Below are 14446 nucleotides of genomic sequence, written 5' to 3'. Positions count from 1 at the left end.
GGGTGGCGGCCCTTGCACCTGCGGTGGGCCGTCGTGGGTGGCGGCTCTTGCATCTACGGCCCTCGCCCCGGGGCGGGGGCCGTGGCTTTTGGAGAACTCTGTGAATAACCGTACGGCTGGCACCAGCTCGAGCGGCGGCAGCCGTACCGGAAGGAACCTGCCCGCCGCGATCGCGGTCGGTGTGGTGCTGGGCGCGCTTGTCGTGGGCTCCCTCTACACGATCAAGGAACTGTTCCTCCTGGTGGTCGTGGGGGCTGTGGGCGTCGGCGTGCTGGAGCTGTCCAAGGCGTTCGCGACCCGCGAGATCAAGGTGCCCGCCGTGCCGGTGCTCGCGGGCATGGCGGCGATGCAGGCGGCGGCGTACTGGGGCGGGCCGGTGTGGCTGCTGGCCACGTTCGCGGTGTTCGCGTTCGTGCTGCTGATCTGGCGCATGTTCAGCGAAGGGACTGAGGGCTACGTGCGGGACGCGTCGGCCTCGGTGTTCACGCTGTTCTATCCGGCCATGCTGGCGGCGTTCGTGGCCCTGCTGCTGCGTCCCGAGGACGGCGATCACCGGGTGCTGATCTTCATCGCGGTGACCGTGGCCAGCGACATCGGCGGCTACGTCGCCGGTGTGCTGTTCGGCCGGCACAAGATGACGGTGATCAGCCCGAAGAAGACCTGGGAGGGGTTCGCCGGATCGGTGGTCGCGTGCACGGCGGTCGGGGCCTGGCTGGTGACCTGGCTGATGCACGGCGAGATCTGGCAGGGTGCGCTGATCGGCGGGCTCGCGGCGCTGCTGGCGACCGTGGGCGACCTGATCGAGTCGATGATCAAGCGGGACCTCGGGATCAAGGACCTGGGCACCATCCTGCCCGGCCACGGCGGCCTGATGGACCGGCTCGACTCGCTGGTGACGACGCTGGTGCCGGTCTGGCTGCTGATGACCCTGTTCTTCTAGTCAGCGGTTCTGGGCCTCCAGGGCCTCGATGGTGATGGGCGAGAGCCAGAGCCACCGTACGGCCTCCCCGCCGAACGCGAATCCCGACATGTCGGGCATGTGGGGTGCGTTGGCCAGCATCAGGACACCCGAATACCGCGGCCCCAGCGGGAACGTCGAGCGCTCGTGATACCACTTCGCCGTGTGCCCGTGGCCCAGCCACGTGACGGAGTGCCACGGATACTGCGACAGCCACACCAGCAGCAGCGCCGCGTCCCGCGGGTCCTCGCGGGTGGCCACGGCCAGCTCGATCCGGGCGTACGCGCCCGGCTTGTTGATCCACTGCTCGACGGTGGGCATGCGCTGGCAGCTCATCCCGACCGTGGACAGCACGGTGAAGTCGCGGCCCTGGTGCGGCGGACGCTCGGTGATCCCGACGGTCGGCAGCCGTTCGCCGCTGGCGTCCCAGTAGCGCCCCGCGGGGCCGAGCACCCGGTCCAGATGCCCCATCACGAACTGCTGGAACGACGGCCACGACCCCTCGTTGTGCCGCCAGCGCCAGTAGGACCTGGCGTTGGAGATGCGGGGCCGCAACCCTTCGAGCGCCTCCGAGAGCGCCCAGGCGAACGGTGACTCGCCCACCGCGTCACGGGCGTAACCGGGCATGCCCCTGCTCATGTCGGCCCAGCCGGGGATGACCGCCAGCAGGTCGTCGTCCTCGTACAGGGCGACCCCGTCCCCCTCCTCGAACCACAGCGCGGCGAGCTGCCCGAGCGGCCTGCGGCCGGCCGGATGGGCGGTGTTGGCCCTGGGCATCAGCGGCGGCAGGCCGGCGTTGATCCTGGCCAGATCCACCACGGTGGGGGCGGGACGGTGGTTGGCCAGCCAGACGGCGCCGTGCACCGTGCCGTCGGGCGAGCACAGGTAAGCTACCGAGGAGTCCTCGTCCCGCTCGACCACGAGCGTCCGGCTACCGTACGGGTTGCCGACAGCGAGTACGACCTCGGCGCCACCCTCGCCAGATGCCGACCGGAAAATCGCCATACGAGATGACTGTAGATCGGGCGGCGACCATGACGCGAGCAGGAATGTCACCTCCGATCCGAACGTTCATTACCCTGATTGACAGCCCCTCAAGCGAAGGCAGGAACGTGTCCCAGCCACCAGGCCAGCTCACCTTCGTCGCGCCCCGGCGAGCCAAGCCCGCACGGCACCTGGCCGACCTGTCGATGGCCGACCGGCGGGCCGCGGTCACGGAGCTGGGCGAGAAGGCGTTCCGCGCCGACCAGCTCTCCCGCCACTACTTCGAGCGCCTCACCGCCGACGTCGGGGCGATGACCGACCTGCCCGCGGCCTCCCGCGAGAAGCTCGCCGCGCTCCTGCCCGACCTGCTCACCTCGGTCAGGGAGCTGAGCACCGACAGGGGCACGACGCGTAAGACGCTGTGGCGGCTGTTCGACGGGGCGCTGGTCGAGTCGGTGCTCATGCGCTATCCCGACCGGGTCACGATGTGCGTGTCGTCGCAGGCCGGCTGCGGCATGAACTGCCCGTTCTGCGCCACCGGCCAGGCGGGCCTGACCCGCAACATGTCCACCGCCGAGATCGTCGAGCAGGTCGTCGCCGGGGCCAGGGCGCTGGCGGCCGGCGAGGTGCCCGGCGGGCCGGGGCGGGTGAGCAACGTCGTGTTCATGGGCATGGGGGAGCCGCTGGCCAACTACAAGGCGGTGATCGGGGCGGTCCGCCGGCTGGTGGAGCCCGCGCCGCACGGGCTCGGCATCTCGGCCCGCGGCGTCACCGTCTCCACGGTCGGGCTGGTGCCCGCCATCGGCAAGCTGGCCGACGAGGGGCTGCCCGTCACGCTGGCGCTGTCGCTGCACGCGCCCGACGACGAGCTGCGTGACACGCTGGTGCCGATCAACACGCGGTGGAAGGTGGCCGAGGTCCTCGACGCCGCCTGGGCGTACGCGGCGAAGACCAAGCGGCGGATCTCGATCGAGTACGCACTGATCAAGGACATCAACGACCAGGAGTGGCGGGCCGACCTGCTGGGCAAGCTGGTCAAGGGCAAGCTCGTGCACGTCAACCTGATCCCGCTCAACCCGACGCCCGGGTCCAAGTGGACGGCTTCCCGGCCTGAGGACGAGCGGGCGTTTGTGCGGCGGCTGGAGTTCCACGGCGTGCCGGTGACGGTGCGCGACACGCGCGGGCGCGAGATCGACGGCGCCTGCGGCCAGCTCGCCGCCGCCGAGTAGCCCGCTCCCACCCCGAACACGCCGCGCTGCTACGGTCGCGCCTCACAGCTCCTTGAGGGCTCCGGAGGGGGCGGCCAGCCGGCCACCGCGCAGGACGGCCGTGCACGCCTCACAGGCCCTTCGGCGCGGGGAGCACGGGCGTGCCGGCGGAAGGCGGCGGAGTGGGAACCCACGTGAGACGGATGCCGCGCTTCCGAGCGACGGGGCGCCGCGCTCGCGAGGGACAGGGCGCCGCGCTCCCGCACGACGGGGCGCCGAGCTCCGGCGCGGGCGTCCGGCCTCTTCACATCCGACGCCGACGCCGCGCGAGGCGGTGTTCAGCGGCCGGCAGGCCGGTGACGCAGGCGGTCAGTGGTGGGCTATCGAGCGGGCGACGAAGCCCTCGATGAGGTCGGCGATCAAGCGGGCGCCCTGGCCGTTCAGGTGGACGGTGTCGGTGGTGAGCTGGAGGCCGCGGCTCCTGGAGATGGCGTCCAGGCTGCGGCCGAGCAGGAAGTGCTGTATCGCGGCGGTCTGCGCCAGCCGGCCCTCCGCGCGGTAGTGGGTGCCGGGCGTGCGGCCCTGCTCCTCCAGGTACGCGGTCATCCGCTCATTGAGCGGCAGGTACGTGACACCTTCGTCCGCCGCGACCCGCCGGACGATCTCGCTGTATTCGGCGGCCCGCCGCACCGGGACCGAGCCGAGGTCCTCGCCGATGACCGGCAGGGAGAGCAGTGCCACCCGGGCCATCGTCTGGTCCTGAAGCCTCCTGGCGATGCTGGTGAGGTTGGCGGCGTAGCCCTCCGGGGTGGGGTCCGCGGAGAGCCGCCAGCGCTTGCGCAGTGTCCTGGCGAGCTTCCGGCTGAGTGTGGAGTTCGCGTCGTTGGTGCCGATCAGCACGGTCACCACGTCGGGGTCCTGGCCGACGACGTCGTCCAGCCGCTTCACCGTTTCCGAGGACGGCTCGTAGTTGACCCCGGCATTGATCACGGTCGCCTCGGGCAGCCGCGCGCGGAGCATGGCCACGTAGTCTGCGCTCACCTGTGCGCGGGTGATGCTGTCACCCATGCAGATCACCTTCACCGTTGCCTCCTCCGATCAGGGTGGGTGAGTGCTCACTAACCTACCCTACGCCGGTGCCATACGTACGCCCCGAGGCCGATCAGGCACCAGAACAGGGAGACGGCCGCGAGCTCGGGAAGCTGGTCGAGGAGGTGACCTGCGTTCGCCGCCTTCATCCACGCGATGAGCGGCACGGTCAGCCAATGCAGGGACGAGGCGCTGAGCAGCAGCATCGCCATGAACCCGAGCAGCAACGCCATGATCGAGACGGCAGGAGAGCGGACGACCGCGCGGCTGGTGAGCGCGCCCAGCGCGGTTCCGGTGAGCGTGGCCAGAACGTGCAGGACGAGGATGGCGGCCAGCACGGGGCCCGCCGGGGCCTGGCTGACGCCGAGCAGGAGCGCCCAGCCCAGGCTGAGCGCCGCGAGCGCCGTGCACGCCGCGAACGCCGCCGCCAGTCCCGCCGCCACCTCCCTGCCCCAGCCGCCCGCCTGGACCGCGGACAGCTCGCGTTGCCGGTCGGGCTCGGTGTCGAGCAGGCTCCTGGCGGCCCAGGCCAGGATCGGAATGATCAGTACGCCGCCGTCCGTGAGCACGGCCGCCTCCGCGCCCCGCGGCGCCCGGCTGCCGTAGACGATCGCCAGCATGGCCAGGGCCAGGAGGAGTGCCTGGTACACGCGGTGCGAGCGGACGTAGGCGGCAAGGCGGAACGCGGCCAGGGCGATCATCCGGTCTCCTCGATCTCGCGGGCCTGGTAGCCCTCGGCGCGCATCCTGGTGAGGAAGTGGTGGAGCTCGGCCGCGGGCACGGTGACGGCCACTACTGCCTCCCGGTCCTCGCTCTCCTGAGGAGGCGCCGCCGTGCCCTCCTTGAGGTGGCCGTCCACCAGCGACCAGTGCCGGACGACGGGAAGGGCGCGCAGGCCGCCCTGGTGGTCGCTGGCGATGACGATGCCGCCGCGGGCCGCCACCTCGGCGGCGATCGCGGGCAGCGCCTCGCGCGTGCCGGCGTCGAGCCCGGCGAACGGCTCGTCCAGAATCAGCAGCCCCGGCTCGGCCATCAGCGCCTGGACCAGGCCGACCTTGTGCGCGCTGCCCTTCGACAGCTCACCGAGGGGGACGTTGAGGAGGTGGTCCATGTTGAGGCGCTCGGCCCACGGCTCCCAGCGGGCGCCGCCCCGTACCCGGGCCATGTGGCGCAGGTAGGCGGTCACCGTGAACGGCTGGGCGGTGGGGAACCGGTCGGGGGCGAAGCCGACGATTTCGGGGCGGCCGGCGATCGTGCCGGTCGTCGGCCGGGCGAGGCCCGCCAGGAGCCGGAGCAGGGTCGACTTGCCTGCCCCGTTCACGCCGGCCAGCTCGATCACGTCGCCGGGGGCGAGCTGCGCGTCGGCGTCCTGGATGACTGACGGACCGCGTCTTCGGTAGCGAAAAGAGACCTTGGACAGCTGCATGATCCTGCAAAGCTATATGTCGGGTCGCATCATCGTGATAAAGAGCCCCACAATGGAGGCACCCCCAGCACGTTCTCAAGAGGAGTGGGCTTGAATCGCTTTCCGCGCGTCATGGGTATGCGTTCAGGCTATGACCCCGCCGAGGTCGACGCCCTGATCGGGCGGATCGAGTCGACGCTCGGCCGGGGCCCGCACGCCATGGAGCCCGTCACGGCCGACGACGTGCGCCGGGCCACGTTCCGCGCCAAGCGCGGCGGCTATCACGAGACCGCGGTCGACTTCGCCCTGGAGGCGTTCGTGGTGGCGCTGGAGACCCAGGCCAAACGTCCGGTACGGCTGGCCATGGCCGAGCCCACCGGTGAGATGCTGCGCGAGGAGTGGTTCGAGACCCAGGCGGCCCGCGTCGAACGGGTGGCCTTCCGCCCGGGCCGCATGGGCACCGGCTACAACGAGGACGAGATCGACGCCTTCCTTGACCGCATCGTGGCCACCCTGCGCGGGACGACCGAGTTCCCCGTGACGGCGAAGGAGGTCCGGGAGGCGAGGTTCTCGACCGTGCTGTTCAGGTCCGGTTACCTGATCTCCGACGTGGACGCCTTCCTCTCGGGCATCGCGGACGTGCTGGAGCAGCGCGGCTGAGCGTTCTCGCCCGCTCGAGCAGCGCGGCTAAGCGTTCTCGCCCGCTCGAGCAGCTAGGCGTTCTCGACCGCTGCGAGCAGCCCGCCGAGGTCGGGCAGGAACTGCTGGATGATCTTCTCGTCCTCGGGCCGTTGACCCTGGCGGTTGATCCACACCCGTGGGATGTCCAGCCGGTGCGCGGGGACCATGTCGTGGAAGTAGCTCTGCGCCACATGCACCCATGTCGTCGGCTCGTACGAGCGCCTGAAGGCCTCGAAGTGGGCGTCGGACGGCTTGTAGGCGCCCACGTCCTCCGAGGTCACCACCGCGTCGAACGGCACGGGCAGCCGCCGCCGCGTCTCGGCGATGAGGTCGCGGTCGCAGTTGGTGAGCAGGGCCAGGTGCCAGCCCGCCGTGCGCAGCGCCGCCAGTTCGGCGCCGACCTCGGGGAAGACCGGCCAGTACGGGATCGTCGCGGCCAGCACCGAGGCGTCGTCCTCGGTCAGCTCCACCTTCTCCTCGGCGCAGGCCCTGCGTAGCGTCTCGGCCAGCACGTGGCGGTAGCGGAGCGCCGGAGACTCGGCCTGCACGGCGTGCTCATGCCGGTTGTACGCCTCCAGTAGCCGCGCCCCCTGACCGGGCGCGATCAGGTCGGCGCTGGTGCGGATGCCGTGCCGCCAGTCGACAAGTGTCCCGAAACAGTCGAACGTTGCCCATCGCATAGATCTCATAATGGTGCACATGGCGATATCCGTGCGGGCGATCGAGCCACAAGATCTGGCGAACGTGACCCGGGTGTTGACCGCGAGCTGGGGCGGCGTCACCGTGGTCGCGCTGGGCCGCGGTGAGCTGATCGACGCCGCCGCCCAGCCCGGTTTCATCGCCGAGATCGACGGCGAGCTGGCCGGGATCATCACCTACGCGCAGCGCGGCGACTCCGTGGAGATCATCACGATCGACGCCGTGATCCCCGGCAAGGGGGTCGGCGCGGCGTTGCTCGACGCGGTACGCGCCGCGGCCACCGAGCGTGCGGCGGCCCGGCTCTGGCTGGTCACCACCAACGACAACACGCACGCGCTGCGCTTCTACCAGCGCTACGGCTTCGACCTGGTCGCCCTGCACCGGCACGGCGTGGACCGGGCGCGCCAGCTCAAACCGGGCATCCCCGCCGAGTCCGACGGCATCCCGATCCGGCACGAGCTGGAACTGGAGCTTCCCCTCTGACTCCACGCTGGAAAAGCCCCAGCCGGCCAGAGGTGGATCTCGAGGGTGCGCGGGTTGATCCCCTGGCCCTGCCCACAGTCGACACAGCGGCCGACCGGCGGGCAGGGCACGCCCTGATGGGGGAGGAAGAGCGCTGAGGCGAGGCCCGCGGAGCCGGTGATCAGGACCGGGAGGTCTTCCAGCCCGCCGTCTCCAGCTTGCGCGCGGGGTCGTCGACCGTGGGGTGGGTGCCGTTCTTCTGGGCCTGGCGGACGTCGCGGAAGTACTCGCGGGACATCATCGCGGTGATGATCGCGACACCGCGGCGCGCAACACGGACCTCGCTCGTGACCGCCGTGCCGATCAGGCGGATGCGCCGCCCGGTGCTCTCCTTGGGCGCCTCGTAGTCCTTGACCTTGCCCCTGCCGGTCCAGTGCAGGTCCCAGTGGTCGACGGTGGCGTCGTCGGAAACCAGCAGCTTGACCACGCCATGGTCGAGGTCGAGCCGGAGCTCCAGGTCGTCGGGGAGGTCGGGGGAGCGCAGGTCGATGGTGCTCTGTCCGTAACGGGTGCGGACCTCGAAGCGGCTCGCGGTGGTCCAGTTGCCCAGACGTCGGGTGACTGCGTGGTCGGAGTGGATTCGCTCAACATCGCTCATGGCTCGATAGTTGCATTGAAACTAGTCCTTCGTCAACTAGTAACTTTGGGGCTAGTATTGGTGCATGGCTCTCGATCGCGGTTCGCCGCTCGCCCTGACCGTGCTGGCCCTCCTGCGCTACCGGCCGCTGCATCCGTACGGCATCCAGCGCCTGCTCAAGCAGTGGGGCAAGGACCTGGTGGTCAACGTCGGCCAGCGGGCCGGCCTCTACCGGACCATCGACCGGCTGCTGGAGGGCGGCCTGATCAGGGTCCGCGAGACGGGGCGCGACCAGCAGTACCCCGAGCGCACGGTCTACGAGCTCACCGACGAGGGCGAGGCGGCGCTGCGCAAGTGGCTGGACGAGATGCTCAGCACGCCCAAGCAGGAGTTCCCGCAGTTCCCCGCGGCACTGACGAACGCTCTCCTGCTCACTCCAGAAGAGCTGGCCGAGGTGTTCGAGCGGCGCGAGCAGGCGGTCGCCCAGACGCTGGCCGGGCTGGACGCGACCCTGACCGCCGAGGCCGGCCTGCCGCGCGTCACCATGCTGGAGGTGGAATACCTGCGGGAGATGACGGCCGCGGAGAGCCGGTGGCTCCGCGCCGTCATCGAGGACCTGCGGGCCGGGCGGCTCACCTGGTCGCAGGCGTCGTTGGAGGGGGCTGCGGGCGGGTGGGAGGCGTCTTGACCTCCGCGTGACCGGCCGGACCTCTCGAGCTCCGCAGCAGGGCCACGATCACCCCCGTCACCGGCGCGGCCAGGAACGCGCCGATGATGCCCGCGACCAGGCTGCCCACCGCGATGGCGACCAGGATGACCGCTCCGGGCAGGTCCAGGGCCCTGCCGTAGATCTGCGGCGCCAGCACGTGCCCCTCGATCTGCTGCACCGCCACGGTCACCCCGACCACGATGAGCGCCACCAGCCAGCCCTTGGCCACGAGCGCCACCACCGCGGCGAGCAGCCCCGCGACGAACGCGCCCACCACCGGCAGGTACGCCCCCACGAACGTCAGCACCGCCAGCGGCAACGCGATCGGCACTCCCATGATCCACAGGGCCGATCCGATGAAGAGCGCGTCCACCGCGCCCACCAGCGCGATCCCGCGGATGTAGCGGCCGACCACGGTGATGACCAGGTGACCGGCCTCGGTGAGACGGGTCCTGGCCGAGGCGGGCGCGAGGTCCACGAGCCAGCGGAAGAGCCGGTCGCCGCCGTGCACGAAGTACACCGACAGGATGATCGCCAGCACCGCCCCGATGACGATCTCGCCCACCGTCCTGAGCCCGGCCAGCGCGCCGGTGGTGATCTGGCGGCCCTGGCCGGCCAGGTAGTCCTTGGCCTGCTCGGCCAGCCGCCGGGGGGCGAGCCCGAACCTGGCGGTCAGTTGATACAGGTCGTCGAGCACCTTCCCGACGCTGGTCCGCAGCTGGGACACGCTGTCAATGGTGGGCGGCACCACCAGGGCGAACAGGCCCGCCGCCAGCACGAGGCCGCCTGCGAAGACGATCGTGGTGGACAGTGCGCGGTTCAGCCCGCGTGACCTGAGCCAGCGGGCGGCGGGCAGGAGCAGCGCCGTGATGAACACGCCGATGACGATCGAGACGGCCACCGTGCGCACGTGATAGAGGCAGAAACCGGCCACCGCGATCACCACGAGCCAACCGAGCAGCCGCCACGGCCTCATCCCCTGCCCCCTGTTCTGCCTGGTCAGAGGCCTTCCCCAGCGGGATCGGCGGCAACCCTGGTCAGCCGGGCGGAGTGAGGTGGGGACGCTGGGAGAGCTTGTTCACCTCGTACGTCTCCCGCGCCGCCCGGGTCGCGTCCGTCGTGCCGACCGCCGCCACGGGCACGTCCCACCACGCCTCGGAGGACGGCACGTCGTCCGCCATCGGGTCGGTGCGGACGTAGATCACCGTGGTCTCGGTCGCCGAACGGGCCGCGTCGAGGGCCTTGCGCAGGTCGACGACCGACTCGGGGCGCAGCACCGACGCGCCGAGGCTGGCCGCGTTGGCGGCGAGGTCGACCGGCAGCGGGCCGCCGTCGCGGTCGTGGTACGAGGTGCCGAGCCGCTCCCCGCCGACGCTCTCCGACAGCCGGCCGATGGAGGCGAAGCCGGAGTTGTCCACCAGGACGACGACCAGCTTGATCCCCTCGGAGATCGCCGTGACGAGCTCCTGGGCCATCATCAGGTAGGAGCCGTCGCCCACCATGACGAACACCTCGCGCTCCGGAGCCGCCATCTTGACGCCCAGGCCGCCGGCGATCTCGTAGCCCATGCAGGAGTAGCCGTACTCGACGTGGTAGCTGCCCGGGCCGCTCGGCCGCCAGAGCTTGTGCAGGTCGCCGGGCATCGAACCGGCCGCGCACACCACCACGCCGTCGTCGCCCGCCGCCGCGTTGACCGCGCCGATCACCGCGGACTGGGGCAGCGGCGTGCCCTCCAGCGCGTACGCGTGGTCCACGGCCGCGTCCCACTCACGGGTCAGCTCGGCGGCCTGCTCGCGGTAGGCGCCAGGCGGGCCGCTCCAGCCCGCGAACGCCTCGACCAGGTCCGCCAGCCCCTCGCGGGCGTCGGCCACCAGCTGCATGCCCGACAGCTTGGCCGCGTCGAAGGCGGTGACGTTGAGGTTCAGGAACCGGGCATCCGGCGCGAAGATCGTCCGGGAGGCCGTGGTGAAGTCGCTGTAGCGGGTGCCGACGCCGATGATCAGGTCGGCCTCGCGGGCCAGCGCGTTGGCCGCCGTGGTGCCGGTGGCGCCGATCGCGCCCATGGCGAGCGGGTGCCCGTAGGGGAGCGCGCCCTTGCCCGCCTGCGTCTCGGCCACCGGGATGCCGTACGTCTCGGCGAAGATCCGCAGCTGCTCCGTGGCCTCGCTGTAGATCGTCCCGCCGCCCGCCACGATCAGCGGGCGCGAGGCGGACTTGACCAGCTGGGCCGCCCTGAACACGGCCGCCCGCTCAGGGCTGGGCCTGGGGATGTGCCACACGCGGCGGGCGAACAGCTCCTCCGGCCAGTCGTACGCCTCCGCCTGCACGTCCTGCGGCAGCGCCAGCGTCACCGCGCCGGTCTCGGCCGGGTCGGTGAGCACGCGCATGGCGGCCAGCAGCGCGGACGGGAGCTGCTCGGGGCGGTTGATCCGGTCCCAGTAGCGGGAGACCGGCTTGAAGCAGTCGTTGACGGAGATGTCGTACGAGCGCTGATCCTCCAGCTCCTGCAGCACCGGGCCGGCCACGCGGGTGGAGAAGATGTCGCCGGGCAGCAGCAGCACCGGCAGCCGGTTGATCGTCGCGCCGGCCGCGCCGGTGATCATGTTGGTCGCGCCGGGGCCGATGGAGGTGGTGCAGGCCAGGGTGGCCAGGCGGTTGGAGGCCCGGGCGTAGGCGGCGGCCGTGTGGACCATGGCCTGCTCGTTGCGGCTCAGGTGGTAGGGCAGGTCCTCGGTGGAGGTGGCCAGCGCCTGGCCGAGCCCGGCGACGTTGCCGTGGCCGAAGATGCCGCAGATGCCGCCGAAGAACCTGCGCTCCACTCCGTCGCGCTCGCTCCACTGCTGGGCCAGGAAGCGTACGACCGCCTGCGCGACCGTCAGCTGTGTCATGAGGTCCTCCCGAACGGCAGTCTGGGATCGGTGGGCTGAGCTTCCCAGGAGGAGCGGATCCAGGCGTGGCGCGGATCATCGCAGAACGCCATCGAACGCTGCTCCGCCGGGCCCGCCAGGACGTTCAGGTAGTACAGGTCGTAGCCGGGGGCGGCCATGGCGGGGCCGTGGTAGCCGTACGGGACCAGGACCACGTCGCCGGAGGAGACCTCGGCCAGGGTGTCGATGTGGCCGCGCTCGGAGGAGTAGACGCGCTGGTAGCCGATACCCTGGTCGCGCACCTCGAAGTAGTAGATCTCCTCCAGGACCGCCTCGCCCGGATTGTCGGTGTCGTGTTTGTGCGGCGGGTACGACGACCAGTTGCCGTCCGGGGTGAGGACCTCCACGGCCATGAGCTTGTGGCAGTCGAAGGCGTCGGGGGCGGCGAAGTTGTTCACCTGGCGGCTGGCCTGGCCCGCGCCGCGGATCTCGACCGAGACCTCGGTGGCGGGCACGTAACGCGGCTCGAGAGCGCGGGTGGCGCGGGCCGAGGGCAGGGCGATCCGGCCGGCGCCCTGAATGGTCACCTGCGTGTTGATCGGGACGTAGGCGAAGTCGCTCGGCCCGTCGAACACCGAATCCCGGCCCGCCAGCACGAACGTGTCGGCCGGGATCGTCACCGTGCAGGAGCCGGAGAGCGGGAGGACCAGCATTTCCTCCTCGCCCGTGTCGAAGGAGACCGGGGCGTCCGTCAGGTCCAGGATGCGCAGCCCCGAGTACGTCCAGCCGGCCGTAGCCGGGGTGATCTCGACCGACCAGGGGCCGTTGGCGGCCTTGCCGTACGGAATGTATGTCATTTGCGAGCCTCCCGAACCAGGGCCGCGGCGCCGTCCACCGCGGTGGCCACGTCGTCGTCCGGCGGATAGAGCAGGGCGCGGCCCACCACGAGGCCCCGTACCCCGGGAAGGGCGAGGGCGCGGTGCCAGTCGGCGTAGGCGGCGTCGATGTCCGGCGGATCGCCGCCGAGCAGCAGGGCGGGCAGCGTGGTGGCGGCCATCACGCGCTCCATCTCCGCCACGGCCGGGATCTTGAGCCACGTGTACGCCGAGGTCACGCCGAGCGCCTGGGCGACGCTGATCGCCCGGATCACGGCCTCGGGCGACAGGTCGTTGCGCAGCGCCCCCGACTCCGTGCGCAGCGACCAGAAGGGCTCCACCATGGCCATCAGGCGGCGGCGGGCCAGGTCCGTCACCGCGCGGGCGCAGGACTCCAGCGTGGACACGGTGGCGTGGTCGTTCGGGTCGATGCGGCAGAGCATCTTGCCGCCGTCCAGGCGCATCGCGTCGATCGAGGCCGCGTCGAAGCCGGTGAAGCGGTCGTCCACCTCGAAGACCGAGCCCTGCAGGCCGCCCCTGTTCATGGAGCCGAAGGCCAGCTTGTCCTCCAGCGCGCCCAGCAGGAGCAGGTCCTCCAGCACGTCGGGCGAGGCCAGGATGCCGTCCACGCCGGGGCGGGAGAGCGCCACCTGAAGGCGGTCGAGCAGGTCCGTGCGGCTGGCCATGGCCAGCGGCCGGTCCCGTACGGCCAGGGAGCCGCGGGCCGGGTGGTCGGCGGCGATGATCAGCAGCCGCTCGCCCTCGCCCGGCAGGCCGCGCCGCTGCCGCCGGGCCGCGGCCTCGGCGATCTCCTCAGGACGGGTCGCCCTGATGTGGGTGAGCCGTTCGTAGCCGGCGGACCTGGGCAGTGTGATGTCGCTCAAGAGCCCGCCCCGTTCAGCAGGTCTTCCACTTCCGCCGTGGACGGCATCGCGTCGGCGCAGGCCAGGCGGGCGGCCACGAAGGCGCCGGCCGCGTTGGCGAAGCTCACTGTGCGCTCCAGCGGCCAGCCGCGCAGCAGCCCTAGGCAGAGCGCGCCGCCGAACGCGTCGCCCGCTCCGATGCCGTTGACCACCTTCACCTCCACCGGCTCCACCAAGGCACTTTCCTCAGAGGTACGCGCGAGAACCCCCTCGGGGCCCATTTTCACCACGGCCACTTTCACGCCCGCGTCCAGGAGCGCCTGTGCGGCGGCCTCCGGATCGCGCACACCCACCGCGGTCTCCACCTCGTCCAGGTTGCCGACGGCGACGTTCGCGTACGGCAGCGTCCGCCGCACCGCCTCGTGGGCAGCCTCCCGCGACTCCCACAGCGCCGGCCGCCAGTCGAGGTCGAACACGGTCCAGCCCGAACTGCGCACCGACAGGGCGGCGGCGTGGGCGGCGGCGCTCGGCTCCTGGCTCAGCCCGGTCAGTGAGAACCAGAACAGGCTCGTGCCCGCGATCGCCTCGAGGTCCAGGTGGGACGGGGAGATCTGCAGGTCAGGCGGGTGCTCGCCGCGGTAGAAGTAGATCGGGAAGTGGTCGGGAGGGAAGATCTCGCAGAACGTCACGGGCGTCGGCGGGCCCTCGATGGTGCTCACGAACGCGTCGTCCACGCCGAAGCCGCGGATCGCCCGCCGTACGAACTCTCCGAACGGGTCCGCTCCCACGCCGGTGATCACGGCGGAGCGCAGCCCGTGTCGCGCCGCGGCCACGGCCACGTTGGTCGGGCTGCCGCCGAGGAACTTGCCGAAGGTCTCGACGTCGGCCAGGCCGACGCCGGTCTGCAGCGGGTAGACGTCGACGCCGCAGCGGCCGATCGTGATCAAGTCGTACAAAGCACCTCCAAGGTGGAGCTTACCGCCGACACTATGGCATATTGTCATGACAT

The 14446-nt window shown here is 71.1% G+C and carries 16 protein-coding genes; 5 read left to right on the top strand and 11 right to left on the bottom strand.

The window, feature by feature from the left end; all coding sequences use genetic code 11:
- Positions 1-100: 100 nt before the first annotated feature.
- Positions 101-940, top strand: coding sequence for a phosphatidate cytidylyltransferase (locus ABN273_RS44395; protein WP_349455601.1), 840 nt, complete (start codon positions 101-103; stop codon positions 938-940).
- On the opposite strand, the gene ABN273_RS44390 is transcribed toward ABN273_RS44395, so the two are convergent.
- Positions 941-1963: a suppressor of fused domain protein gene (locus tag ABN273_RS44390; RefSeq protein ID WP_349455600.1), complete on the bottom strand. Its 1023-nt coding sequence runs from the start codon at positions 1961-1963 to the stop codon at positions 941-943.
- A gap of 107 nt (positions 1964-2070) precedes the next feature.
- On the opposite strand from ABN273_RS44390, the gene rlmN reads away from it, so the two are divergent.
- Positions 2071-3171, top strand: coding sequence for a dual-specificity RNA methyltransferase RlmN (gene rlmN, locus ABN273_RS44385; RefSeq protein ID WP_349455599.1), 1101 nt, complete (start codon positions 2071-2073; stop codon positions 3169-3171).
- Between the two features lie 348 nt (positions 3172-3519).
- Here the strand turns inward: rlmN and ABN273_RS44380 are convergent, their stop codons facing one another.
- Genes ABN273_RS44380 through ABN273_RS44370 form a run of 3 tightly spaced genes read right to left on the bottom strand, consistent with a single transcriptional unit; the run spans position 3520 to position 5665 of the window.
- Entirely contained in the window at positions 3520-4218 is a 699-nt protein-coding gene (locus ABN273_RS44380; RefSeq protein WP_349455598.1) for an SGNH/GDSL hydrolase family protein, read from the bottom strand.
- Positions 4219-4268: 50 nt separating this feature from the next.
- Positions 4269-4940 (bottom strand): hypothetical protein, encoded by a 672-nt coding sequence (locus tag ABN273_RS44375; protein ID WP_349455597.1) that lies wholly within the window; start codon positions 4938-4940, stop codon positions 4269-4271.
- Positions 4937-5665, bottom strand: coding sequence for an ABC transporter ATP-binding protein (locus ABN273_RS44370; protein WP_349455596.1), 729 nt, complete (start codon positions 5663-5665; stop codon positions 4937-4939). The genes ABN273_RS44375 and ABN273_RS44370 overlap by 4 nt, the downstream gene beginning before the upstream one ends.
- Positions 5666-5776: 111 nt before the next feature.
- Here ABN273_RS44370 and ABN273_RS44365 point away from each other — a divergent pair, with 111 nt between their 5' ends.
- Positions 5777-6304 carry a DivIVA domain-containing protein gene (locus tag ABN273_RS44365; protein ID WP_349455595.1) on the top strand — a complete coding sequence of 176 codons (528 nt, stop codon included), beginning with the start codon at positions 5777-5779 and terminating at the stop codon, positions 6302-6304.
- 53 nt (positions 6305-6357) lie between these two features.
- Here ABN273_RS44365 and ABN273_RS44360 read toward each other — a convergent pair whose 3' ends face one another.
- Positions 6358-7005, bottom strand: coding sequence for an HAD-IA family hydrolase (locus ABN273_RS44360; protein WP_349455594.1), 648 nt, complete (start codon positions 7003-7005; stop codon positions 6358-6360).
- Positions 7006-7024: 19 nt separating this feature from the next.
- Between ABN273_RS44360 and ABN273_RS44355 the strand changes: the two genes are divergently transcribed.
- Positions 7025-7507, top strand: coding sequence for a GNAT family N-acetyltransferase (locus tag ABN273_RS44355; RefSeq protein ID WP_349455593.1), 483 nt, complete (start codon positions 7025-7027; stop codon positions 7505-7507).
- Positions 7508-7667: 160 nt separating this feature from the next.
- Here ABN273_RS44355 and ABN273_RS44350 read toward each other — a convergent pair whose 3' ends face one another.
- Positions 7668-8144, bottom strand: a complete 477-nt coding sequence (locus ABN273_RS44350; RefSeq protein ID WP_349455592.1) for a hypothetical protein — start codon at positions 8142-8144, stop codon at positions 7668-7670.
- Positions 8145-8208: 64 nt separating this feature from the next.
- Between ABN273_RS44350 and ABN273_RS44345 the strand changes: the two genes are divergently transcribed.
- Entirely contained in the window at positions 8209-8811 is a 603-nt protein-coding gene (locus ABN273_RS44345; RefSeq protein ID WP_349455591.1) for a PadR family transcriptional regulator, read from the top strand.
- Here the strand turns inward: ABN273_RS44345 and ABN273_RS44340 are convergent.
- The 5 genes from ABN273_RS44340 to iolC form a co-directional block, all read right to left on the bottom strand.
- Positions 8756-9808, bottom strand: coding sequence for an AI-2E family transporter (locus ABN273_RS44340; protein ID WP_349455590.1), 1053 nt, complete (start codon positions 9806-9808; stop codon positions 8756-8758). The genes ABN273_RS44345 and ABN273_RS44340 overlap by 56 nt on opposite strands.
- A 61-nt stretch (positions 9809-9869) precedes the next feature.
- A complete protein-coding gene (gene iolD, locus ABN273_RS44335) occupies positions 9870-11720 on the bottom strand; it encodes a 3D-(3,5/4)-trihydroxycyclohexane-1,2-dione acylhydrolase (decyclizing) (protein WP_349455589.1) in 1851 nt (616 codons plus the stop codon).
- Positions 11717-12556, bottom strand: a complete 840-nt coding sequence (gene iolB / locus ABN273_RS44330) for a 5-deoxy-glucuronate isomerase (RefSeq protein WP_349455588.1) — start codon at positions 12554-12556, stop codon at positions 11717-11719. The genes iolD and iolB overlap by 4 nt, the downstream gene beginning before the upstream one ends.
- The gene (locus tag ABN273_RS44325; RefSeq protein WP_502911225.1) at positions 12553-13458 is read right to left on the bottom strand and encodes a Cgl0159 family (beta/alpha)8-fold protein; all 906 of its coding nucleotides are present in this window, start codon (positions 13456-13458) and stop codon (positions 12553-12555) included. Before ABN273_RS44325 ends, iolB begins: the two co-directional genes overlap by 4 nt.
- Positions 13455-14393, bottom strand: a complete 939-nt coding sequence (gene iolC / locus ABN273_RS44320) for a 5-dehydro-2-deoxygluconokinase (RefSeq protein ID WP_349455587.1) — start codon at positions 14391-14393, stop codon at positions 13455-13457. The genes ABN273_RS44325 and iolC overlap by 4 nt, the downstream gene beginning before the upstream one ends.
- Positions 14394-14446: the final 53 nt, after the last annotated feature.

The organism is Nonomuraea sp. B19D2 (assembly GCF_040137845.1).
GTDB lineage: Bacteria > Actinomycetota > Actinomycetes > Streptosporangiales > Streptosporangiaceae > Nonomuraea.
This window is presented reverse-complemented; position numbering and strand designations above follow the sequence as displayed.